18 protein-coding genes are annotated in these 21,787 nt (G+C 71.1%); 8 read left to right on the top strand and 10 right to left on the bottom strand.

What is annotated here, in order from left to right:
• Window positions 1–164: 164 nt before the first annotated feature.
• The 3 genes from B4N89_RS17975 to B4N89_RS17965 form a co-directional block, all read right to left on the bottom strand.
• A complete protein-coding gene (locus B4N89_RS17975; protein WP_235618677.1) occupies window positions 165–851 on the bottom strand; it encodes a DUF402 domain-containing protein in 687 nt (228 codons plus the stop codon).
• Window positions 852–1,042: 191 nt separating this feature from the next.
• Window positions 1,043–1,939 carry an ABC transporter permease gene (locus B4N89_RS17970; protein ID WP_235618676.1) on the bottom strand — a complete coding sequence of 299 codons (897 nt, stop codon included), beginning with the start codon at window positions 1,937–1,939 and terminating at the stop codon, window positions 1,043–1,045.
• Window positions 1,939–4,716 carry an alpha/beta fold hydrolase gene (locus tag B4N89_RS17965; protein WP_235618675.1) on the bottom strand — a complete coding sequence of 926 codons (2,778 nt, stop codon included), beginning with the start codon at window positions 4,714–4,716 and terminating at the stop codon, window positions 1,939–1,941. Before B4N89_RS17965 ends, B4N89_RS17970 begins: the two co-directional genes overlap by 1 nt.
• Before the next feature lie 152 nt (window positions 4,717–4,868).
• Here B4N89_RS17965 and B4N89_RS17960 point away from each other — a divergent pair, with 152 nt between their 5' ends.
• The 4 genes from B4N89_RS17960 to B4N89_RS17945 all read left to right on the top strand — a co-directional run bounded on the left by B4N89_RS17960 (window position 4,869) and on the right by B4N89_RS17945 (window position 9,363).
• Entirely contained in the window at window positions 4,869–5,684 is an 816-nt protein-coding gene (locus B4N89_RS17960) for a (Fe-S)-binding protein (protein ID WP_078976839.1), read from the top strand.
• Complete coding sequence (locus tag B4N89_RS17955) at window positions 5,681–7,177, top strand: lactate utilization protein B (protein ID WP_078976838.1); 1,497 nt, start codon at window positions 5,681–5,683, stop codon at window positions 7,175–7,177. The genes B4N89_RS17960 and B4N89_RS17955 overlap by 4 nt, the downstream gene beginning before the upstream one ends.
• Before the next feature lie 2 nt (window positions 7,178–7,179).
• Window positions 7,180–7,821: a LutC/YkgG family protein gene (locus B4N89_RS17950; RefSeq protein WP_321170697.1), complete on the top strand. Its 642-nt coding sequence runs from the start codon at window positions 7,180–7,182 to the stop codon at window positions 7,819–7,821.
• Between the two features lie 90 nt (window positions 7,822–7,911).
• A complete protein-coding gene (locus tag B4N89_RS17945; protein WP_078976836.1) occupies window positions 7,912–9,363 on the top strand; it encodes a class II fumarate hydratase in 1,452 nt (483 codons plus the stop codon).
• A gap of 99 nt (window positions 9,364–9,462) precedes the next feature.
• Here B4N89_RS17945 and B4N89_RS17940 read toward each other — a convergent pair whose 3' ends face one another.
• Together B4N89_RS17940 and B4N89_RS17935 are read right to left on the bottom strand one after the other, a co-directional pair.
• Window positions 9,463–9,966 (bottom strand): hypothetical protein, encoded by a 504-nt coding sequence (locus B4N89_RS17940; RefSeq protein ID WP_078976835.1) that lies wholly within the window; start codon window positions 9,964–9,966, stop codon window positions 9,463–9,465.
• 196 nt (window positions 9,967–10,162) lie between these two features.
• The gene (locus tag B4N89_RS17935; RefSeq protein WP_078976834.1) at window positions 10,163–11,137 is read right to left on the bottom strand and encodes a GlxA family transcriptional regulator; all 975 of its coding nucleotides are present in this window, start codon (window positions 11,135–11,137) and stop codon (window positions 10,163–10,165) included.
• A gap of 72 nt (window positions 11,138–11,209) precedes the next feature.
• Between B4N89_RS17935 and B4N89_RS17930 the strand changes: the two genes are divergently transcribed.
• From B4N89_RS17930 to B4N89_RS17920, 3 genes are all read left to right on the top strand, one after another.
• Window positions 11,210–11,545 (top strand): cupin domain-containing protein, encoded by a 336-nt coding sequence (locus B4N89_RS17930; RefSeq protein ID WP_078976833.1) that lies wholly within the window; start codon window positions 11,210–11,212, stop codon window positions 11,543–11,545.
• Between the two features lie 386 nt (window positions 11,546–11,931).
• Window positions 11,932–12,483, top strand: coding sequence for a peroxiredoxin (locus B4N89_RS17925; protein WP_078976832.1), 552 nt, complete (start codon window positions 11,932–11,934; stop codon window positions 12,481–12,483).
• 3 nt (window positions 12,484–12,486) lie between these two features.
• Window positions 12,487–13,011, top strand: a complete 525-nt coding sequence (locus B4N89_RS17920; protein ID WP_078976831.1) for a carboxymuconolactone decarboxylase family protein — start codon at window positions 12,487–12,489, stop codon at window positions 13,009–13,011.
• Between the two features lie 268 nt (window positions 13,012–13,279).
• Here B4N89_RS17920 and B4N89_RS17915 read toward each other — a convergent pair whose 3' ends face one another.
• Complete coding sequence (locus B4N89_RS17915; RefSeq protein WP_078976830.1) at window positions 13,280–14,587, bottom strand: TetR/AcrR family transcriptional regulator; 1,308 nt, start codon at window positions 14,585–14,587, stop codon at window positions 13,280–13,282.
• A gap of 247 nt (window positions 14,588–14,834) precedes the next feature.
• Here B4N89_RS17915 and B4N89_RS17910 point away from each other — a divergent pair, with 247 nt between their 5' ends.
• Window positions 14,835–15,995 carry a steroid 3-ketoacyl-CoA thiolase gene (locus tag B4N89_RS17910; protein ID WP_078976829.1) on the top strand — a complete coding sequence of 387 codons (1,161 nt, stop codon included), beginning with the start codon at window positions 14,835–14,837 and terminating at the stop codon, window positions 15,993–15,995.
• Between the two features lie 96 nt (window positions 15,996–16,091).
• Here B4N89_RS17910 and B4N89_RS17905 read toward each other — a convergent pair whose 3' ends face one another.
• From B4N89_RS17905 to B4N89_RS17890, 4 genes are all read right to left on the bottom strand, one after another.
• Window positions 16,092–16,649 (bottom strand): lytic transglycosylase domain-containing protein, encoded by a 558-nt coding sequence (locus B4N89_RS17905; protein ID WP_321170696.1) that lies wholly within the window; start codon window positions 16,647–16,649, stop codon window positions 16,092–16,094.
• A gap of 586 nt (window positions 16,650–17,235) precedes the next feature.
• Complete coding sequence (locus tag B4N89_RS17900) at window positions 17,236–18,552, bottom strand: PhoH family protein (protein WP_078976827.1); 1,317 nt, start codon at window positions 18,550–18,552, stop codon at window positions 17,236–17,238.
• A gap of 291 nt (window positions 18,553–18,843) precedes the next feature.
• Window positions 18,844–19,605: an isoprenyl transferase gene (locus B4N89_RS17895; RefSeq protein WP_078976826.1), complete on the bottom strand. Its 762-nt coding sequence runs from the start codon at window positions 19,603–19,605 to the stop codon at window positions 18,844–18,846.
• 302 nt (window positions 19,606–19,907) lie between these two features.
• Window positions 19,908–21,710 carry a phosphoenolpyruvate carboxykinase (GTP) gene (locus B4N89_RS17890; protein WP_201260856.1) on the bottom strand — a complete coding sequence of 601 codons (1,803 nt, stop codon included), beginning with the start codon at window positions 21,708–21,710 and terminating at the stop codon, window positions 19,908–19,910.
• Window positions 21,711–21,787 lie beyond the last annotated feature (77 nt).

The following is a 21,787-nucleotide window of genomic DNA, read 5'->3' as shown; positions in this document are numbered from 1 at the left end:
GCCGGCGCCGGGGCGTGACGGCGCCGTTCGGGTCGGCGACGGGCCGTCGCCGTCGCAACGGCGTCCGCGAGCCCACCCGCCTCGATCGTTGCTCGTCGGGCCCGACGAACCGGTCCGCGCACACGTCGGGCCCGACCGAAGTCGGGCCCGGGAAAGCGGAGTCGCTAGGCGATGCGGACGTTGTCCGCCCAGTCGTCGGGCAGTTGCGGCAGCGGCCAGGCCGGGTCGGGACGCCAGTTCTCCCACCCCTGGTCGAACGGCGCGCCCCACGCCTCGATCGCCGCGACGGCGGCCCGACCCTCGGCCTCGATCGCCTCGACCTGACGGTCGGTGAGCCGGCCCGCCTCGCGGGAGGCGGCGAGTTCGTCCTCGTCCTTGTACTCCCAGCGGCGATCCGGGGTGACCCACACGTCCAGCACGTGGTCCTCGGTGTCCACGCCGCCCGCCCAACGGGTGCGCGGGCGTTCGAGGTTGACGTACCAGCCGGAGAACCGCCAGCCGGGCTGCCAGAACAGCCAGACCGACCACGGCTCGCCCGGCCGGGCCAGCATCAACACGCCCGTCCCGTGCCACTCGACCACCGAGGGGATCCGACCGAGCCGGAATCTGCGTTCGATCGGCGCGGTCCGGATGTCCGAACCGTCCGGCAACATCGGCTTGACCCGTGAGGTCCCGCCGGCGAGCCAGACCGCGAGTTGGTCCGGGTCGTCGCGAACCACGGTCACCGGCCGACAGTCCAGGACCTGGTCCCCGCGCAGATAACGCCAGAGCACCTGGTCGCCGGGAGACCAGGTGCCGGCCGCGGAACGGGAATCGTCGAAGTGCTCGTGCATGCGCAGGATGTTAGACATGAGCTTGGTGTACCCAGCGCCCGGAACACCTGACCGGAAGTCATGTTACGGGTGGGCCATCATGCGAAGAACATCCGGGTACGGACGCCGACGCACCGCGGGCCGCCGTAGGCCCGAAGCCCGCCGAAGACCTCACCGAGCAGGTCGGCCGGCGCCCGCCGCACCCCCGACCACCGGAGCCTCGGCGGGGCTCACGAGACGATGTCCTTGCGGCCGAAGTGGCGAAACGCCAAGGCCAGGAAGACCACCGCGTACGAGACCGACACCGCCGAGCCCTTGATCATGCCGTCCCACTCCGGGTCGGTCTGGAGTACGTCGACCCACGCGAACTGCCAGTGCGTGGGCAGGTAGTCCCGCCAGGATCCGAGCGCCGTCACCGCGTCCACGATGTTGGAGACGACCACCAGGCCGACCGCGCCGCCCACCGCGCCCAGCGGGGCGTCGGTGACCGTGGACAGCCAGAACGCGATGCCCATCACCACCAGTTGCGCCACCACGCCGTAGGCGACCACCACCGACATCCGGGCCAGCGCCTCGCCCGTGGGCAGCGACGCACCCACCGGCAGGTCCAACGGCCCCCACCCGAAGGCGATCGCGCCCGCGATCATCGCCATCAGCGGGAGCAGCACCAGGGCCAGCACGCTGTAGCCGAGCGCCACCACGAGCTTGACCCGCAACAGCCGGGCACGCGGCACCGGAGCGGCCAGCAGATACCGCAGCGAGGACCAACTCGCCTCACTGGCCACGGTGTCGCCGCAGAACAGCGCGACCGCCACCACCAGCAGGAACCCGGTCGAGACGAACAGGGTGAACGCGGTGAAGTTGAGCGCGCTCCGAGTCGCCACGTCCACCAGCGTCGGCACCGAGTCCGCCGACGGATCGCCGCCGATCTTGAACGCGGCGACCAGGATCCACGGCAGCGCGAGCAGCAGCCCGATCATGAACAGCGTGCGCCGGCGCCGGAATTGGCGCACGGCCTCGACCCGAATAGGCAACGTGTGCCGGGGGCGATAACCGTGCGCGTGTGCCGCGCCCGGGATCGGGTGCGCGCCCTCGTCGGTCGGCAACTCGGGGAGCGTACGGGTCATCAGGACTCCCCAATGAGCGTCAGGAACGCGTCTTCCAACCGGCGACGCGCGGTCACCCGGTCCACCGCGACGCCGGCGCCGACGAGTTCGGCCACCAGGACGGAGGTCTGCGCGCCCGCCAGGTGCACGAGTACGCCGCCCTCCTCGGGCTCCACCGAGCCGACGCCCGGCAGGTCCTTCAGGGTCGCGATCGCCAGGTCCGGCACGGGAGTTCCGATCACCAGCGTGTTGCCGTTGCCGACGATCTCACCGACCGGCCCGGCGGCGATCAGCCGGCCCCGGTGCATCACCACGACGTGCGTACAGGTCTGTTCGACCTCGGCCAGCAGGTGGCTGGAGACCACCACGGTGCGGCCGGTGGCCGCGTAGCCGATCAGCACGTCGCGCATCGCCCGGATCTGCGGCGGGTCGAGCCCGTTGGTCGGCTCGTCCAACACCAGCAGATCCGGCAGGCCGAGCATGGCCTGGGCGATGGCCAGGCGCTGGCGCATGCCCTGCGAGTAGGTGCGTACGTTCCGATCCAGCGCCTCGCCGAGCCCGGCGATCTCCAGCGCCTCGTCGAAGTGCGCGTCCTCGTGCGGCCGGCCGGTGGCGCGCCAGTACAGCGACAGGTTCTCCCGCCCGGACAGGTGCGGCAAAAAGCCCGGGCCCTCGACGAACGAGCCGAGCCGGGACAACACCGGCGCGCCGGGCCCGACGACTCGACCGAAGATCCTTGTCTCGCCGCCGTCCGGCAGGATCAGGCCCATCAACATGCGCAGTGTGGTGGTCTTGCCCGCGCCGTTGGGGCCGAGCAGACCGAGCACCTGACCCGCCTCGACCCCGAAGGACAGGTCGTCGACGGCGAGCTTGCCGCCCTTGTACCGCTTGGTCAGGCCCCGGATCTGCAGCGGAACGTCGGCCAGATCCGGATCCGGCGCGGCCGCCGCCGCCCGCCGCCGCCCGGTGAGCAGCAGGGCGAGCGCGACCACGACCGCGATCAGCGGCAGGCCCCACGTCCACCAGGCGTAGCCGGTCGAGGCCACGTGCAACCGCGGCACCGACGGCAGCGTCAGCGGCCCGGCGAGCGCGACCCGGTAGCTCGCGGGCGGATTCGGCGACGCGAAGCCCAGGTCGGTCGCGGTCAGCACGAGCCGCAGCCGGTGACCCGAGTCCACCTCGTGGTCGATCGCCGGCAGCCGGATCTCCACGTCCCGCCCGCCCTGCGCCCCGCTCACCCGGATCGGCGCGGCCAACTGATGCGGCAGCACACTCGCCCCACCCGGCGCGATGTCGTACAACTTCGCGAACAGCACGATGTCGTCGGCGCCCGAAACCCGCACCCGGGCGGTCGGCGAACCGGTGATCCGGACACTGCCGTCGACCCGGTCGCTCTGGAAGAACGCGCTCTGCCCGGGGAGGTCGAAGGCGATCCCGCCGAGGTCGCCCGCGCCGGCGGCCAGCGCGGCCGGCCCGCCCGCGCCGGACAGCAGGCCGAGGCCGGGCAGCCCGGACACCGACGTCGGCGCACCCCCGGGCGGGTTGGCCACGGTCTGCTCCGGCCCCGCGAGCACCACCTCGCGCTGCCGGGTTCCGCCCAGGCCCGGGTAGTGGTCGGTGTCGGCGATCCGCAGCCGCTGCTCCCGGGTCGCACTGTCCACCCCGCCGGAGCGGGTCACCCGGAACGGCCCGGCCGCGGTCGGCGCACCGGCCTTGGGCGCGGGGGCGGCCGGCTTGAGCCAGCGGTCGAACCACCCCGTGACCCGGTCGCGCACCATCGCGCTCTGCGGCCGCCCGCCGTCGTGCCCGCCCGCCGTCCACACCATCTCCACCGGCGCGCCGTTGCGGGCGATCGCCGCCGCGTTGCGGTCCGCCTGGTCGAGGGGGAACAGCGAGTCGTTCTGGCCCTGGATCAGCAGCGTCGGCACCGCGATCCGGTCCGCGACCGAGACCGGACTGGCCCGCCGCAGCAGGTCGACCGCCTGCGGCGTGGACTTCCCCGACACCGCCACCTCGCGGTAGATCTGGCACACCCGGTCGTCGAACCGCCCGCATCCGGTCTTCGCGTCTATCGGGGCGAGCCCGCCCAGCGGGCTGGTCCCGGAGGAGAAGAACAGCCCGGCCCACATCTTCTTGAACACCCCCTCGGCCGGCCCGCCGCCCGCCGCGTTCGGCAGCAGCGCGTCGGCGAGGTCGTGCCAGGTGATCTGCGGCGCGATGGCGTCCACGCGCGGGTCGTAGGCGGCGGTCAGCAGCGAGAGCGCGCCGCCGTACGAGGCACCCGCCACGCCCACCCGAGGATCGCCGGGACCGTCCAGGCGCACCTCGGGCCGCGCGGCCAGCCAGTCGATCAGCGCCCGCGCGTCGGCCACCTCGTAGTCCGGCTGGTCCAGCATGATCTGCCCCGCCGAGCCGCCGAAGCCCCGCGCCGAATAGGTCAGCACCACATACCCCGAACGGGCCAGCGCCTCCGCGTCCCGGCGCAACTCGGCCTTGCTGCCGCCGAATCCGTGTGCGAGCAGCACCGCGGGCGCGGGCCCGCGCACACCGGGCGGCACGAACAGCGTGGTGTCGATGCCGATCCGGGCCGGATCGCCCGGTCCCGCGGCCACGTCCACGCGCTGTTCGGCGGCGCGTACCGGCGTCGCGGCGTCGTCACCGGCCACCACGCCGACGCCGAGGACCGCGATTGCGACCACCACGAGGGCGAGGACACCGGCCAGGACCCGCGACCGACGCGTGGTCAGTCGCGTGCGCACGGCGGCGAAGGGGCGGCCGAATGCCGTCCGGAGGCTCATGCGCAGACCCTACGTGGCAACCGCGCAGGTCGGAGACCGGCCCCGATCCCGACGCCCCCGCCGCGCCCTTCGTCACACGACCGGACGCGCCCGGCGGGTCTGACCGGGCGTGTGCCACGGGACGTCCGTACAGTCGATCGCGGAGGTAAATCGTGCGTCTTGCCCTTTTCATCACGTGCTTCAACGACACGCTCTTCCCGGAGACCGGCGCGTCCGTGGTCCGGGTGCTGCGGCGCCTCGGACACGAGGTGGAGTTCCCGTACGACCAGGTGTGCTGCGGCCAGATGCACTTCAACTCCGGCTACCGGCGCGACGCGGTACCGCTGGTCCGGTCCTTCGTCGAGGCGTTCGAGGGCTACGACGCGGTGATCGTGCCGTCCGGATCGTGCACCGCGATGGTGCGCGAGCATTCCGCCACGGTGGCCCGCACGGCCGGCGGCACGCTGCCGGAGGGCGTCGCGCGGGTGGCGCCGAAGGTGTACGAACTGAGCGAGTTCCTGGTCGACGTGCTCGGGGTGACCGACGTGGGCGCCTACTTCCCGCACAGCGTCGCGTACCACCCCACCTGCCACTCGCTGCGCATGTTGCGGGTGGGCGATCGGCCGACCCGACTGCTGCGCGCGGTGCGCGGACTGACCCTGGTCGACCTGCCGCGCGCCGAGGAATGTTGCGGCTTCGGCGGCACGTTCGCGGTGAAGAACGCGCCGACGTCGGCGGCGATGGGCGACGACAAGGTGAGCGCCGTGTTGGAATCCGGCGCGCAGGTGTTGTGCGCCGGGGACAACTCGTGCCTGACCCACATCGGCGGACTCGTCTCCCGACAACACGCGGGCGTCCGGGTGCTGCACCTGGCGGACATCCTGGCCCGCACCGACGCGCTGCCGGACGTGCCGGTGTACCGGCCGGGCCTGCCCGGCGCGTCGGACCTCGTCGTGGGGCACGCCCCCGGACCGGAGGCGACCCGATGACCGCGGCGGTACGCAGGGAACCCACCTTCGTCGGCATGCCGCCCTTCCCCGAGGCGGCCGAGGCCGAGCTGGCGAACCCCGTCCAGCGGGCCAATCTGCGCGCGGCCACGCACACCATCCGGGCCAAGCGCGACGCGGTGGTCGCGGAGCTGCCCGACTGGGAGTTGCTGCGCCGGGCCGGCGAGGCGATCAAGGACGACGTGCTGGCCCGACTGCCCGGCCTCCTGGAACACCTGGAGGCGGCGGTCCGCGCGGCCGGGGGCGTGGTGCACTGGGCCCGGGACGCGGCCGAGGCGAATGCGATCGTGGTCGACATCGTCCGGGCCGAGGGCGTGGACGAGGTGGTCAAGGTCAAGTCCATGGCCACCGAGGAGATCGAGCTGAACAACGCGCTGGCCGAGGCCGGGATCCACGCGTGGGAGACCGACCTCGCGCAGCTGATCGTGCAGCTCGGCGACGACCTGCCGTCGCACATCGTGGTGCCCGCGATCCACCGCAACCGGGCGCAGATCCGGGAGATCTTCGTCCGCGAGATGGGCCGGGTGGGCCGGCCGGCGCCCGAACGGCTGAGCGACGAGCCGGCCGCGCTCGCCGCCGCCGCGCGGCTGCACCTGCGGGAGAAGTTCTTGCGCGCGAAGGTCGCGGTCTCCGGCGCCAACTTCGCCATCGCCGACACCGGCACGGTGTGCGTGGTCGAGTCGGAGGGCAACGGGCGCATGTGTCTGACCCTGCCCGAGACGCTGATCACCGTTCTGGGCGTGGAGAAGCTGCTGCCCACGTGGGGCGACCTGGAGGTGTTCCTGCAACTGCTCCCGCGCAGCGCCACCGGGGAGCGGATGAACCCGTACACGTCGATGTGGACGGGAATCACCCCCGGGGACGGGCCGCGGGAGTTCCATCTGATCCTGCTCGACAACGGCCGCTCCGACGTGTTGTCCGACCCGGTGGGCCGCCAGGCGCTGCGCTGCATCCGGTGTGCGGCCTGTCTGAACGTGTGCCCGGTGTACGAGCGCACCGGCGGGCATGCGTACGGGTCGGTGTACCCGGGGCCGATCGGCGCGATCCTCACTCCGCAACTGCGCGGCATCGCCCGGCATCCGGTGGACGCGCAGACCGCGTCGTTGCCGTTCGCGTCGAGTCTGTGCGGGGCGTGCTTCGACGCGTGTCCGGTGCGGATCGACATCCCCGAGGTGCTGGTGCATCTTCGTGCACAGGTTGTGGACGGCGGGCGCGGGCCGCACGACCGGGCCGAGGACGCCGGGATGAAGACGCTGCGCTGGATGTTCGAGAAGCCGTGGCGGATCGGCTTCGCCCAACATGTGGCCGGGGTCGGCGCGCACTTCGTGCGCCACGGCGTGATCGGTCGGGTCCCCCTGCCCAAGCGCGTGTCCGGGCCGGTGGGCGCGTGGTTCGCCGACCGGGACGCGCCGGCGCCCCCGGCGGAGTCGTTCCGGTCCTGGTACAAGCGCACCGAAGGGGGTCGAGAGTTGTGACGGTGGAACGCCACGAGGCGGACCGCGAGGCGCGAACGGTGGTCCTGGACCGACTCCGCGCCGCCCTCGACGACCGGCCCAAGCCGCCGCCGGTACGCCGGACGTATCGGCGCGAGCGCCCGGCGGGACTCGACCCGGTCGCCCGGTTCGCCGCGCGGCTGGCCGACTACGACGCCACCGTGCTGCGCGTACACGACACCCGGGACCTGCTGCTCGGCGCGAGCGACCTGCTGCGCCGGGCCGGGGTCACCCGCCTGGTGGTTCCGCGCGGGAACAAGATGGCCTGGCTGAACCGGCTCGGCGCGGAACTGGTGGTGGACGCCCCGGAGCTGAGCCGGGACGAGATCGGCGCGATCGACGCGGTGGCCACCGGGTGTGCGCTCGCCGTCGCCGAGACCGGCACGATCGTCCTGGACACCGGCCCCGACCAGGGCCGCCGGGTGCTCACCCTGCTCCCGGACTACCACCTGTGCGTGGTGCGCGCCGACCAGGTCGTGGGCACCGTGCCGGAGGCGGTGGCCCGGCTCGACCCGCGCCGTCCGCAGACCTGGATCTCCGGTCCGTCGGCGACCAGCGACATCGAACTGGAACGGGTGATGGGCGTGCACGGGCCGCGAACGCTGCACGTGTTGCTGATCGGCTAGGCGGCTCGGGACCGCCCGGCCCGATCCGCAGGAACAGGCCGGGCCGACAAGCCGTTGTCGCCAGGGAACGCTTTCTAGGAGGCCACAGCGATGTCCGAGGCAGCAGCGAGCGCGGAGCCCACCGCAGGACCGACCGCGGGTGCGGGTGCGGACCCGTCCGGCGAGTTCCGCGTCGAGCACGACTCGATGGGGGAGGTGCGGGTGCCGGTCGCCGCCAAGTGGCGGGCACAGACCCAGCGCGCGGTGGCGAACTTCCCGATCTCCGGGCAGCACCTGGAACCGGCGCACGTGGAGGCCCTGGCCCGGATCAAGGGCGCGGCGGCCCGGGTGAACGCCGAACTGGGCGTGCTGGAGGAGGAGACGGCCGAGGCGATCGAGCAGGCCGCGGCCGAGGTGGTCGGTGGCCGCTGGGCGGACCAGTTCCCGGTGGACGTGTTCCAGACCGGGTCCGGCACCTCGTCGAACATGAACATGAACGAGGTCCTGGCCACCCTGGCGACGGAGCGACTGGGGCGGGACGTACATCCCAACGATCACGTCAACGCGTCCCAGTCGTCCAACGACGTCTTCCCCTCCTCGATCCACATCGCGGCGGCGCTCGCGGTCACCCACCGGCTGATCCCCTCGCTCGACCACCTCGCGTCCTCCCTGGAGTCGAAGGCGACCGAGTTCGCCGACGTGGTCAAGTCCGGCCGCACGCACCTGATGGACGCCACACCCGTGACCCTGGGGCAGGAGTTCGGCGGCTACGCGGCGCAGGTGCGCCACGGCGTGGAACGGCTGCACGCGACGCTGCCGCGCGTGGTCGAACTGCCGCTGGGCGGCACGGCGGTGGGTACCGGGATCAACACCCCGCCCGGCTTCTCGGCCCGGGTGATCGCGGAGATCGCGGCGGCCACCGGGCTGCCGTTCGTCGAGGCGCGCGACCACTTCGAGGCGCAGGGCGCGCGGGACGGACTGGTCGAGCTGTCCGGCCAGTTGCGCACCGTCGCGGTCGGCCTGAACAAGATCGTCAACGACCTGCGCTGGATGGGCTCGGGGCCGCGTACGGGGCTGGCCGAGATCCGGCTGCCGGACCTGCAGCCGGGCAGCTCGATCATGCCGGGCAAGGTCAACCCGGTGATCCCGGAGGCGGTCGGCCAGGTCGTCGCGCAGGTGATCGGCAACGACGCGGCGGTGGCCTTCGGCGGCGCGGCGGGCAACTTCGAACTCAACGTGATGTTGCCGGTGATCGCCCGCAACGTGCTCGAATCGATCCGCCTGCTGGCCAACGTCACGCGGGTACTGGCGGATCGTACGGTGGCCGGCATCGAGGCCGACGTCGAGCGTATGCGCGAATACGCCGAGTCCTCCCCGTCGGTGGTCACCCCGCTGAACCGCTTCCTGGGCTACGAGGAGGCGGCGAGGATCGCCAAGCAGTCGCTGGCCGAACGCAAGACGATCCGCCAGGTGGTCATCGAACGCGGACACGTCGAGGCCGGCCGCCTCACCGAGGCCGAACTCGACACCGCCTTGGACGTGTTGGGGATGACCCGGCCGTGACGTCCCGACAGCCCGCGGCCGATGCCCGTCGCCCGTCGCCGGCGGATCGGCGGCGGGCACGGTCCGGAAGGTGCGCGCGGGAGGCGGGCGAGCCTCGACTCAGATGATGTCCGGGCACTGGTACGCCGCTCCGGGGCGATCACCGGAGCTGTAGGCGTGCTGGAAGTTCACCCGGGTCTTCGCTCCGCTGTGCCAACGAAGTTCGACGCCGTACGGGATCGCCCCCGGCGGGTCCTCCTGCGAGTAGCGTGTGCTCACCTTTCGCAGTTCGGGACTCCCACTGTTGACCGCCAGGGCGGCGAGCCATTCCTCGACGTCGGCCACCTTGACCTTGGCCCCGTCGATCGCGGGCACCGACTCGACGCGCGCCGGCGGCTCCCCGCGCACCTCCGTCTCCGTCTGCACGTACTGGTCGCCCGGCGCCGACTCGGCCGTGATGCCCAGTTCGATCGTGGCCCCGTTGCGCAGCCGAAGCGAAACCCCGTACGGGCCCGGCCGAGGAGCCCGTTGCTCGCCGGCCTCGGTTCGCACCGCCACGTCGGTGACCGCGCCGGACTGCCTGAGCAGTTCCGCCAACCAGGGCTCGAATCGCTTCGGACGCATGGATACCTCTCGATGAGGGTCGGACCACTCGGGGAGGACTCGAGTGTCGCCACATCCCCTATGGCACCCATCGTATTCGTTTGGGCGCCATGGGTGATATCGCCCTTCACCCTCCCAGCCCACAACCGACAGGATGCAACTTGCCCCGCGCGGCCCGACGCACCGCCGTGGCGCGGACCGGAAGGTGTCGGTGCCCTTACGGCCGCCGGGGCCCGGCGTCCGAACCGACGGAGCCGTTCCGCGCGCGGAACGCCCGGCGGTATGCGCCCGGGGTGGTGCCCACCTGGGTGCGGAAGCGGCGGCGGAGGTTGACCGCCGATGCCAAGCCGACTCGCGTGGCGATGGCTTCCACCGGCAGGTCGGTTTCCTCCAGGAGCGTGCGGGCCTCGGCCACCCGGCGGGACACGAGCCACGCGCCCGGACTCGTGCCGAGGCGGTCGGCGAAGCGTCTGGCCAACGTGCGGGGCGAGACGCCCACGTGCGCGGCCAGGTCGGGGACCGACAGCGGTGTGCCGACGCGTTCGCCCGCCCAGGCGAACAGGTCGTCGAGGCCGTCCCCGGGCGCCGAGGCCGGTGGATACCGCACCCGGCCGTCCTCGCGACGGGGCGGCAGCACCATGTCCCGCGCCACCGAAGCCGCGTACGCGGCCCCGTGGTCCCGCCGGACCAGGTGCAGGCACAGGTCCAGACCCGCGCCCGCGCCCGCACTGGTGGCGACGTCGCCGTGGTCCACGTACAGCCGGTCCGGCTCCACCCGCACCCGGGGGAACTCCCGGCGCAACTGCTCGGCGCGGGCCCGGTGCGTGGTGGCCGAGCGGCCGTCCAGGAGCCCGGTGCGGGCCAGGGCGAACACCCCGGAGCAGATCGTGACCAGACGCGCCCCACGCACGTGCGCCCGAAGCAACGCGTGGCGCACGCCGGCGGAGAGCGGCGTCTCCACCGGCAGCCACCCCGGGACGATCACGGTGTCCGCCGCGTCGAGCACCGCCAGGTCCTGCGGCACGTGCATCGTGTATCCGCCGGTGGTCGGCACCGGCCCCGGCGTCTCGGTACACGTTTCGAACGTGTAGTGCCGCGGCACCCCGGCCCGCTCGGTGCCGAAGACCTCGACCGCGCAGCCGAGTTCGAACGTCGACTGCACCGGCCGCACCAGGGCCACCACACGATGCATGGCAGGAACGTACCCCATGGTGTCCGCCCGGGCCCTGTCCCACCGCGGCCCACCCACGGCACCGTGAGGAGCATGCATCCCGAGATCCTCGCCCAGCCGGGCTATGTGTCCGCGTCCGTCGACGAAGCCCCGATCCGCGTGCTCTTCCCGGGAGTTCGCTTCCGCCCGCTGTGGCGGGGACCGACCGGTGCGCACGCCGGCGTGCTGGAGATGGACCCGGGGTCCGCCTGGCCCCGCCGGGATGTACACGAGCCCGGCCCGGAGGAGGTCTACGTGGTCGCCGGCACCTTCGACGACGGGGCGCGCGACTACCCGGCCGGCACCTTCCTGCACGCCCCCGCCGGGTCGTGGCACGTCCCCTCGACCACCACCGGCTGCACGCTGTTCCTCTTCTATCCGGAAGGCTAGGCAGGCCGGAGTGCCCGGCGGCCGACGACCCGGGTCGCCACACCCCGTAATCGTCGCCCTCACATCCATCCGTTCGGTCGCCGGGCGTCGCGGGCACTCCCGCGCGCCCGTTCGGCGACCGGGGCCGCCCCTCCCCCAAATGCGCCGATTCGGCACTCGCGAGAGTGACGCGTATGCTCCTTCCGGCCCCCTCCGGCGGCCGTCGAACATCCGCACGGGCCGGCTGAGCTGGTCGTTCCCCATCTCCTCCACACTGATAAGTGATCACGATCAATAGATGAACCATTGCTTATTTCATCTATCAATTTGGCTGTGGCATCGTGATCGACGTACGTCCGACCGGGGCGGTGAACCTGCCTCCCCGGCCCCCCTGCGGAGGAGATCCAGTGCTTACTGTCGGTAACCAGTTCCCCGAGTACGACCTCACCGGCGTCGTGTCGCTGGAGGCGGACAAGGCCTTCGAGCAGATCACCAACAAGTCGTACGACGGCAAGTGGCGGGTCGTCTTCTTCTGGCCGAAGGACTTCACCTTCGTGTGTCCGACGGAGATCGCCGCGTTCGGCCGGCTCAACGAGGACTTCCAGGACCGTGACGCGCAGCTGCTCGGCGTGTCCGTGGACTCCGAGTTCGTGCACCTGGCCTGGCGCAAGGACCACCCGGACCTGACCGACCTGCCGTTCCCGATGTTGTCCGACCTCAAGCGCGAGCTGTCCTCGGCCGCCGGCGTGCTCAACGCCGACGGTGTCGCCGACCGCGCGGTCTTCATCATCGACCCGAACAACGAGATCCAGTTCGTGATGGTCACCGCCGGCTCGGTGGGCCGCAACCCCGACGAGGTCCTGCGCGTCCTCGACGCGCTGCAGACCGACGAGCTGTGCCCGTGCAACTGGCAGAAGGGCGGCGAGACCCTCGACGCCGCCAAGCTGATGGACGCCTGATCCATGGGTCTCGACGTCCTGAAGGCCGCACTGCCCGAATACGCCAAGGACCTCAAGCTCAACCTGGGCTCGGTCGTCGGCAACTCCAAGCTCCAGGAGCAGACGCTCTGGGGCACGGTACTGGTGTCGGCCATCGCCACGCGCAGCCCGAAGGTGCTCGCCGAGCTGGAGCCCGAGGCGAAGAGCCGGCTGTCCGAGGAGGCGTACAACGCCGCCAAGGCCGCCGCCGCGGTCATGGCGATGAACAACGTCTACTACCGGTCGATGCACCTCATCGGCGACCCGGAGTACGGCAACCTGCGGGCCGGGCTGCGGATGAACATCATGGCCAACCCGGGCGCCCCGAAGGCCGACTTCGAACTGTGGTCGCTCGCCGTCTCGGCGATCAACGGCTGCGGTCGGTGCCTGGAGTCGCACGAGCAGGTCCTGCGCAAGGAGAACATGCCGCGCGAGACGATCCAGGAGGCGATCAAGATCGCCGCCGTGATCCACGCGGTCGGTGTGACGCTGGAGTCCGAGCAGGGCTGAGCCACCGGAGTTCGGGCCGGGCCGAGCACACCCCGAACCCGAACACCCGCGTACGGCAAGCGAGAACGACGCGAGAGCCCGTCCCCACCCGGGGGGCGGGCTCTCCCGCGTCGCACCCCTCACCGCCCCGCGCGCGACCACCCCACCGGCCGGGACCGAATCGCCCACCGCACCCGCACCGCGCCGCGCACCCAGGTCGCCCGCCACCACCGGGCCGTCCACCGCAGCCGCGCCGACACCGGCGGCGAGCCCGCCCCGGGCCCCGCCCTCACGACGCCGCCATCCCCGCCAACGCGACCTCGCGATACAACCCGACCGCGTCCCGCACGCCCATCCCGCGATAGATCCGGCTCCCGGTCGAGATCGCCGTGCGCAACACCCGCTGGGTGAACACCGGGTCCAGGTCCGGGTGGAAGTCGCCCGAGCGGATGCCGGCGACCAGCGCGCGGGTCCACGTGTCGGAGACCTTGGCGCGCTGCGCGGACAGCCGGCTCGCGGGCAGTTCGTCGCCGCGTACCTCGTTTATCGCCAGCACCGTCGACACCCCGTGGCACGCGTGCGCCTCCACGGTGTGCCCGATCAGACCGGCCAGTCGCTGGACCGGCTCCGGTCGATCGGCGGCGTCCTTGTCGAAGGCGGTGCGCAGATCGCCGAGGAATTCACCGAGGAGTTCGCCGAGCAACTGCTCCTTGGAGCCGATGTGATGGGCGAGGCTGCCGACCGGGACACCGGCCAGATCGGCGATCCGGCGCACCGTGGTGCCCGCGTACCCGTCCTGTTCGAAGAGCAGGTTGGAGGCGATCCGGATCCGGGTGCGCGCGTCGGTGCGGCGTGGCACCCGGGCCATCCGCCGCTCGGCCTCGACCCGGACGTCGTCACCGGAGCCGCTCCGGCGCAGTGTGGGCATCATGTGGCGGGCCGGTCCGAGCAGGGTGCAGATGTGCTGCGACGCGTAGCGTCCGGGGCGGACGATGCCGCGCACGAAGAGGTCGACGAGCCGACCGGCGGCGGCGTCGGGGTCGTAGCGCCCGGTCGGCCGATACCACTGGGCCATCCCCCACACCGCCGACTGGAGCATCAGCGACAGCAGTACGGGATGCAGGTCTCGGCGCAGGCTGCCCTCCTCGACGCCGCGCCGCAACACCCGCCCCCACAACGCGGATGCCTCGACGGTGCGATCGGACAGCCACACGAAACCGTCGCTCCCGGAGAGCCGGCGCGATTCGCCGACCACCACGATGGCCGCGTCGGGACTGTTGCCGATCACTTCGAGGCTGTCCCGCAGCAGTCCGCGCAGGGTGTCGACGGGGGCGCCGCCGCGCTCGACGGTGGCCCGCTGCCGGCTCATGATGTCGGCGAAGAAGGAGTCGAGCACCTCGAGCAACATCGCTTCCTTGGACGGGAAGTGGTGGTACAGGCTGCCCGAGAGCATGTCGGCGGACTCGGCGATCTGACGGACCGTCGTGGCACCGTAGCCGCGCTTGGCGAACAGCGCGCAGGCGTGTCTGATGATCTCCGCGCGTCGATCCGCTCGCGGCCTGTTGTGACGCTCCGCACCCGCTCGATCGCTCAACACGAGGCAAGCGTAGTACGCCTGGGATTCCCATGCGGAATCTCACGTTCCGGTAGTCCCCGCCCATCCCATCCGCCCCATCATCGACCATTTCGGCACCCCCGCCGAACCCGCCCGAGATCCCCATATCCTTGACTTAGTCATACACCTGGTGCAGGGTGAGATCAGGCTGGTCGGCTCGGGCCGGCACCCCGTCGCCACCGTGGCCCGGCCCGAGGACCGGCCACTCAGGACTCGCTAGGAGCGACCCATGGGCAACCCCGTCATCGTCGAAGCCGTGCGCACCCCGATCGGCAAGCGCAACGGCCGGCTCGCCGGGCTGCACCCGGTGCAGCTGCTCTCGGCCGTACAGCGCGGGCTGATCGAACGGGCCGGGATCGACCCCGAGCTGATCGACCAGGTGATCGGCGGCTGCGTCACCCAGGCCGGCGAGCAGTCCGGCGACATCGTCAAGCACGCCTGGCTCTACGCCGGACTGCCGCACCGCACCGGCGGCACCACGATCGACTGCCAGTGCGGATCGGCCCAGCAGTCGGTGCACCTGATCGCCGGGCTGATCGCGACCGGCGCCATCGATGCGGGAGTTGCATGCGGCATCGAGTCGATGAGCCGCAACCCGCTCGGCCACACCGCCAAGCCCGGCCAGAAGTCGAAGCCGGAGGACTGGGCGATCGACCTGCCCGACCAGTTCACCGCCGCCGAGCGGATCGCCCGCAACCGGGGCATCACCCGCGCCGACGTGGACGCGCTCGGTGTGCGCTCGCAGGCCAACGCCAAGCGGGCGTGGGACGAGGGCCGGTTCACCTCGCAGGTGGTCCCGGTCGAGGCCCCGATCCTGGACACCGAGGGCAACCCCACCGGTGAGACCGCCGTGGTCGACCGCGACCAGGGCCTGCGCGACACCACGATCGAGAGCCTGACCCGGCTCAAGCCGGTCCTGCCCGACGGCATCCACACCGCGGGCAACTCGTCGCAGATCTCCGACGGCGCCGCGGCGTTGCTGATCATGGACGAGGACCGCGCCCGCGCGCTGGGCCTGCGCCCGCGTGCGCGGATCGTCGCGCAGGCCATGGTCGGCGCCGACCCGCACTACCACCTCGACGGCCCGAACGACGCGACCGAGCGGCTGTTCGCCCGCTCGGGGATGGCCATGTCCGACATCGACCTGTTCGAGGTCAACGAGGCGTTCGCGTCCGTCGTGCTGTCCTGGGCCCAGGTACAAAAGGCCGACCTGGACAAGGTCAACGTCAACGGCGGCGCGATCGCGCTCGGCCACCCGGTCGGCTCCACCGGCGGTCGACTGCTGACCACCGCGCTGTACGAACTCGAGCGCACCGACAAGCAGTTCGCGCTGGTGACCATGTGCGCAGGCGGCGCCAACGCGTCGGGCACCATCATCGAACGCGTCTGAGACACCCGCCGCATACGACCGGGCCCCGCGCGCCGAAAGGCGGGCGGGGCCCGGTCGTAGGTGAGGGAGGGGCGGGTCGGGAAACCCGCGGCCTGCTCAGTACCAGTTGTGGCTCTGCCAGAACGTCCACGCCTGGCACGGGCTGCCGTAGCGCTCGTTCATGTAGCTCAGGCCCCACTTGATCTGCGTCGCGGGGTTGGTCCGCCAGTCGGCGCCGGCGGAGGCGTACTTGCTCGCCGGCAGCGCCTGCATCAGACCGTACGCGCCGGAGGACTTGTTGGTGGCGTTGACCCGCCAGCCGCTCTCGCGCTCGACGATGTTGCTGAAGCACGTGTACGAACTCGCGCTCATCATCGACTTCGCGATCGACTGGGCGTCGGCGGCGGACGCCGACACCTTCTCCACCGCGCCGCGGTTGTCGGATCGCGCCGCGCGCTCGGCGGCCGCCTTGCGGTCGGCCTCCTTCTGGGCGGCTTCCTTCTCGGCGGCTTCCTTCTCCGCGGCCGCCTTGTCGGCGGCGGCCTTCTCCGCGGCGGCCTTGTCGGCCGCGTCGCGCTCGGCCTTGACCCGGGCGGCCTCTTCGGCCTGCACGCGCTGCGCCTCGTCGTAGGCGGCGGTCTGCGCGTCGGCCTGGTGGGTGATACCGGTGCTCAACCGCTGCGCCGCGGGGGCCGCGGGAACCTCGAGAAGCTTCGTGGTGCTCGCTTCGTCTGCCGTCTGGGCGTCGGCGGACGCGGAAACGCCCGTGCCACTGAATCCGACCACGGCGCCAACGGCCGTGACAGCGGTGGCTGACGCCACGGCTATCCCCCGAACCGAGATCCGGCTCACACACGTTCCTTCCGGCAGGCGTGCACCGCGATCCAAGCGGCGAACGGGTCCAACCTCCGGTCTCCCCCGCCCCCTCGGGGGGCGTTTCGGCCTGCGCGCCCGATCGTTCGCCGGGCTCGTGCCGTGGGTGGCGTACAGCAGGTCATGTGTTGAGTTTTCGGGCCGAGCTGTACGCGGAGGTCTTACAAGTCCAGCAGCCTGCCTCAGCCAAACATCGGGAAGCAATTTCCGGAGACGTGTCGAACATCACAACTCCCGGAATCGCCAAGCCTTTTCCATTTCGCCGCGGACCGTTTCCACCCGGAATATGCGGACACGTCGAAGCCCCGCCGCCGACGTCTCGAAGCAGTCGAGACGTCGCCGACGGGGCCGGTCGAAGCAGTCCCCCGGGTCGTTCACCAGGCATCCGTCAGCCCGGCAGGTCCTCCAGCATCTCGGTCACCAGGGCCGCGATCGGCGAGCGCTCGGATCGGGTCAGCGTCACGTGCGCGAACAGCGGATGCCCCTTCAACTTCTCCACCACCGCGACCACTCCGTCGTGCCGGCCCACCCGCAGGTTGTCCCGCTGGGCAACGTCGTGGGTGAGCACCACCCGCGAGTTGCTGCCGATCCGCGACAGCACGGTCAGCAGTACATTGCGCTCCAGCGACTGCGCCTCGTCCACGATCACGAACGCGTCGTGCAGCGAACGCCCGCGGATGTGGGTGAGCGGCAGCACCTCCAACATCCCGCGCGCGACGACCTCCTCGATCACATCCGACGTGGTCACCGCCGACAACGTGTCGAAAACCGCCTGGGCCCAGGGGCTCATCTTCTCGTTCTCGGTGCCCGGCAGATAGCCGAGTTCCTGACCACCCACCGCGTACAGCGGCCGGAAGACCATCACCTTCCGGTGCTGATTGCGCTCCAGGACCGCCTCCAGGCCCGCGCACATCGCCAGCGCCGACTTGCCGGTGCCCGCCCGGCCGCCCAGGGACACGATGCCGATCTCGGGGTCGAGCAACAGATCCAGCGCTATCCGCTGCTCGGCACTGCGCCCGTGCAGACCGAACACGTCGCGGTCGCCGCGCACCAGTCGGACCTGCTTGTCGGCGGTGACCCGACCGAGCGCCTTGCCGCGCTCGGAGACCAGCACGAGACCGGTGTGACAGGGCAGATCGGCGGCCTGTTCGATGTGTGTGCGGTCGTGCTCGAACAGGGCGTCGATATCGGCCGAGTCGACCTGGAGTTCGGCCATCCCCGTCCAGCCCGAGGTGTTCACCAGTTCGGCGCGGTACTCCTCCGCGCTCAGCCCCACGGCGGAGGCCTTGACCCGCATCGGGACGTCCTTGGACACCAGCGTCACATCGTGTCCCTCGGCCATGAGGTGCCTGGCCACCGCCAGGATCCGCGAGTCGTTGTCGCCCAGCCGGAAGCCGGGCGGCAAAACCGTCGCGTCGATGTGATTGAGCTCCACCCGCAGGGTGCCGCCGGACTCGCCGATCGGCACCGGCGCGTCGAGCCGCCCGTACTGCGTGCGGAGCTCGTCCAGCATCCGCAGCGCGTGCCGGGCGAAGTAGCCCAGCTCCGGGTGGTGCCGCTTGGCCTCCAACTCGGTGATCACGACGACGGGCAGAACGATCTCGTGCTCGTCGAACTTCAAGAGCGCCGACGGATCGGCAAGGAGCACGCTGGTGTCGAGGACATACGTCCGGTGCTGCGGAGCACGGCGTTGGATCGTGGCCACGGAGTGCCTCGCCCCCTCTCAGGGCACGCGCACCGTGCGCCCTGATCGCTCGGAGTCCGGGACCCGGCCCGAAGGCCGGGTGCCCGACCCTCCTGTCGCCGTGAACAGTGGAGCTTGAAGTGCACGGAAGGGCCTCCCGGGCAGGTGACGGGGTGTCACCCACATATCGCACCGGCCCACATGATGTGCGCCGGCCCGACGGGGTTATGCCCGGTCGCGGGGGGTCCAACACAAACCGGATGATCACACACCGGTGGAACCGGTGGCTCCGACAAGCCCGGTGACGAGGCGTCAGGCCCCGTAGCGACGATGGCGGGCGGAGTAGTCGCGCAACGCCCGGAGAAAGTCGACTTTTCGGAAGTCCGGCCAGAAGGCCTCGCAGAAGTAGAACTCCGAATGCGCGCTCTGCCACAACAGGAAGCCGGACAACCGCTGTTCACCCGAGGTTCGGATGACCAGGTCCGGATCGGGCTGCCCGCGCGTGTACAGGTGCTCCGCGATGTGCTCGACGTCGAGTACCTCGGCCAACTCCTCGATCGAGGTGCCCTTGCCGGCGTGCTCGACCAGCAGCGAGCGGACCGCGTCGGCGATCTCGTGCCGACCGCCGTAGCCGACCGCGACGTTGACGAAGACGCCGGTCAGGTCGGCGGTCTCGGCCTCGGATCGCTTCAGCACCTCGCGCGTGTGTTCGGGCAGCAGGTCGAGCGCGCCCACCGGGTGAACCCGCCAGCGCCGCGCGGCGGCCAGGTCGGTGACCGCGTTCTCGATGATCACCATCAGGTCGGCCAGCTCGTCGGGCGGCCGGTTGAGGTTGTCGGTGGACAGCAGCCACAGGGTGACCACCTCGACGCCGACCTCTTCACACCAGGTGAGCAGTTCGTGGATCTTGTCGGCGCCCTTGCGGTGCCCCTCGGCGACCTGCTCGCCGTACGCCTTCGCCCAACGGCGGTTGCCGTCGAGGATGACGCCGACGTGACGCGGTATCACCGTACGGTCGAGCGACGCCTCGATGCGCTTTCCGTACGCGCCGTATGCGAGGTCCCGCAGGCCCATGTCCACCTGCTCCTCCGTCCGTGATCACCCGCGCCGAAAACCCTACTCCCGTCCGACGTCCGCTCGATCTCACGCGGCGGAGGACAGGCGTGAAGATGCGGTGAAGGTCGGCCCGCGCACGGCGTGTCGCGCCACGACACGCGCTTGGGGGCCGACCGGGTCCCGGCCGGGGAAGGATCCGGTCGAAACGCCGAGGGCCCGGCGGGAGGAGATCCCGCCGGGCCCGGAGCGTACCGGTATTTTGACGTCGAGTCAGCTCACCGTCGGCGCACCGTCCGCTCGATGTGGACGTACGGGCCGGCTCAGCCGTCGAGTCGCGCGACCAGCTTGTTGTACTCGTCCCACAGTCCCTGCGGGGTGTGGGTGCCGAACTTCTCCAGGTGCTCGGGGACCAGTGCGGCCTCCTGCTTCCAGATCTCCCGGTCCACGCTCAGCAGCAGGTCCAGCTCCGCGTCGCTCAGGTCCAGACCCTTGAGGTCCAGCGATTCGCGCGTGGGCAGTACGCCGATCGGGGTGTCCAGGCCGTCGGCGAGCCCTTCCAGGCGCTCGACGATCCACTTGAGCACCCGGCTGTTCTCGCCGAAGCCAGGCCACACGAACTTGCCGTCCGCGTCCTTGCGGAACCAGTTCACGTAGTAGATCTTCGGCAGCTTGTCCGCCGAGGTCGCCTTGCCGATGTCCAGCCAGTGCGCCATGTAGTCGCCCATGTTGTAGCCGCAGAACGGCAACATCGCGAACGGGTCGCGGCGCAGCTCGCCGACCGTGCCCTCGGCGGCGGCGGTCTTCTCCGAGGCGACGTTCGCACCGAGGAAGACACCGTGCTGCCAGTCGAAGGACTCGGTCACCAGCGGCACCGCGCTGGCCCGGCGACCACCGAAGAGGATCGCCGAGATCGGCACGCCCTTCGGGTCCTCCCACTCCGGCGCGATCGTCGGGCACTGGGCGGCCGGGACGGTGAAGCGCGCGTTGGGGTGGGCGGCGGGGGTCGACGACTCGGGCGTCCAGTCGTTGCCCTTCCAGTCGATCAGGTGGGCCGGCGGCTCCTCCGTCATGCCCTCCCACCAGACGTCGTTGTCGTCGGTGAGCGCGACGTTGGTGAAGACCGAGTTGCCCCACATGGTCTTCATCGCGTTGGCGTTGGTGTGCTCGCCGGTGCCCGGCGCGACCCCGAAGAAGCCCGCCTCGGGGTTGATCGCGTAGAGCCGGCCGTCCTCGCCGAACCGCATCCACGCGATGTCGTCGCCGACGGTCTCCACGGTCCAGCCCGGAATGGTCGGCTGGAGCATCGCGAGGTTGGTCTTGCCACACGCGGAGGGGAAGGCGGCGGCGATGAACTTCGGCTCGGCGCCCGAGGGAGGCGTGAGCTTCAGGATCAGCATGTGCTCGGCCATCCAGCCCTCGTCGCGCGCCATGACCGACGCGATCCGGAGCGCGTAGCACTTCTTGCCGAGCAGGGCGTTGCCGCCGTAGCCCGAGCCGAAGGACCAGATCTCCCGGTCCTCGGGGAAGTGCGTGATGTACTTCTCGGTGTTGCACGGCCACGGCACGTCCGCCTCGCCCTCGGCGAGCGGTGCCCCGACGGTGTGCACGGCCTTGACGAACTCGCCGTCGGTGCCCAGGTAGTCCAGGACCGCCTGCCCCATGCGGGTCATCGTGCGCATCGACACCGCGACGTAGGCGGAGTCGGTGATCTCCACGCCGTAGGCGGCCAGCGGCGAGCCGACCGGACCCATGCAGAACGGCACCACGTACATCGTGCGACCACGCATCGAACCGGCGAACAGCCCGTCGAGCTTGGCGCGCATCTCGGCCGGGGCTATCCAGTTGTTGGTCGGACCCGCGTCCTCCTCCTTTTCGGAGCAGATGAAGGTCCGGTCCTCGACACGCGCGACGTCCCGAGGGTCGGACGTCGCGTAGTAGCTGTTGGGGCGCTTGTTCTCGTCGAGCTTGCGGAAGGTGCCCTTCTCGACGAGGAGGTCGGCGAGGCGCTGGTACTCCTCTTCCGAACCGTCACACCATTCGATTCGGTCGGGCTGGGTCAGCCGGGCGATCTCGCTCACCCAGTCGAGCAGCTGCCTGTGTTTCGTCGGGACCTCGTTGGCCACGATCGCTCCATTTCGCGCCCGGGACGGCGAGTCCCCGGCGTCGGGTTGAGGGTTGCGGGGATTTTATCCGGTCGGCC

The organism is Embleya scabrispora (genome assembly GCF_002024165.1).
Lineage (GTDB): Bacteria > Actinomycetota > Actinomycetes > Streptomycetales > Streptomycetaceae > Embleya > Embleya scabrispora_A.
The sequence above is the reverse complement of the archived record's forward strand: the minus strand, read 5'-3'. Positions and strand labels throughout refer to the sequence as shown.

Bases quoted from the DNA above. Each gene is read 5' to 3' on its own strand.
- B4N89_RS17975 (WP_235618677.1), bottom strand. From the start codon at position 851: ATGTCTAACATCCTGCGCATGCACGAGCACTTCGACGATTCCCGTTCC.
- B4N89_RS17970 (WP_235618676.1), bottom strand. From the start codon at position 1,939: ATGACCCGTACGCTCCCCGAGTTGCCGACCGACGAGGGCGCGCACCCG.
- B4N89_RS17965 (WP_235618675.1), bottom strand. From the start codon at position 4,716: ATGAGCCTCCGGACGGCATTCGGCCGCCCCTTCGCCGCCGTGCGCACG.
- B4N89_RS17955 (WP_078976838.1), top strand. From the start codon at position 5,681: ATGACCGCGGCGGTACGCAGGGAACCCACCTTCGTCGGCATGCCGCCC.
- B4N89_RS17945 (WP_078976836.1), top strand. From the start codon at position 7,912: ATGTCCGAGGCAGCAGCGAGCGCGGAGCCCACCGCAGGACCGACCGCG.
- B4N89_RS17940 (WP_078976835.1), bottom strand. From the start codon at position 9,966: ATGCGTCCGAAGCGATTCGAGCCCTGGTTGGCGGAACTGCTCAGGCAG.
- B4N89_RS17935 (WP_078976834.1), bottom strand. From the start codon at position 11,137: ATGCATCGTGTGGTGGCCCTGGTGCGGCCGGTGCAGTCGACGTTCGAA.
- B4N89_RS17930 (WP_078976833.1), top strand. From the start codon at position 11,210: ATGCATCCCGAGATCCTCGCCCAGCCGGGCTATGTGTCCGCGTCCGTC.
- B4N89_RS17920 (WP_078976831.1), top strand. From the start codon at position 12,487: ATGGGTCTCGACGTCCTGAAGGCCGCACTGCCCGAATACGCCAAGGAC.
- B4N89_RS17910 (WP_078976829.1), top strand. From the start codon at position 14,835: ATGGGCAACCCCGTCATCGTCGAAGCCGTGCGCACCCCGATCGGCAAG.
- B4N89_RS17895 (WP_078976826.1), bottom strand. From the start codon at position 19,605: ATGGGCCTGCGGGACCTCGCATACGGCGCGTACGGAAAGCGCATCGAG.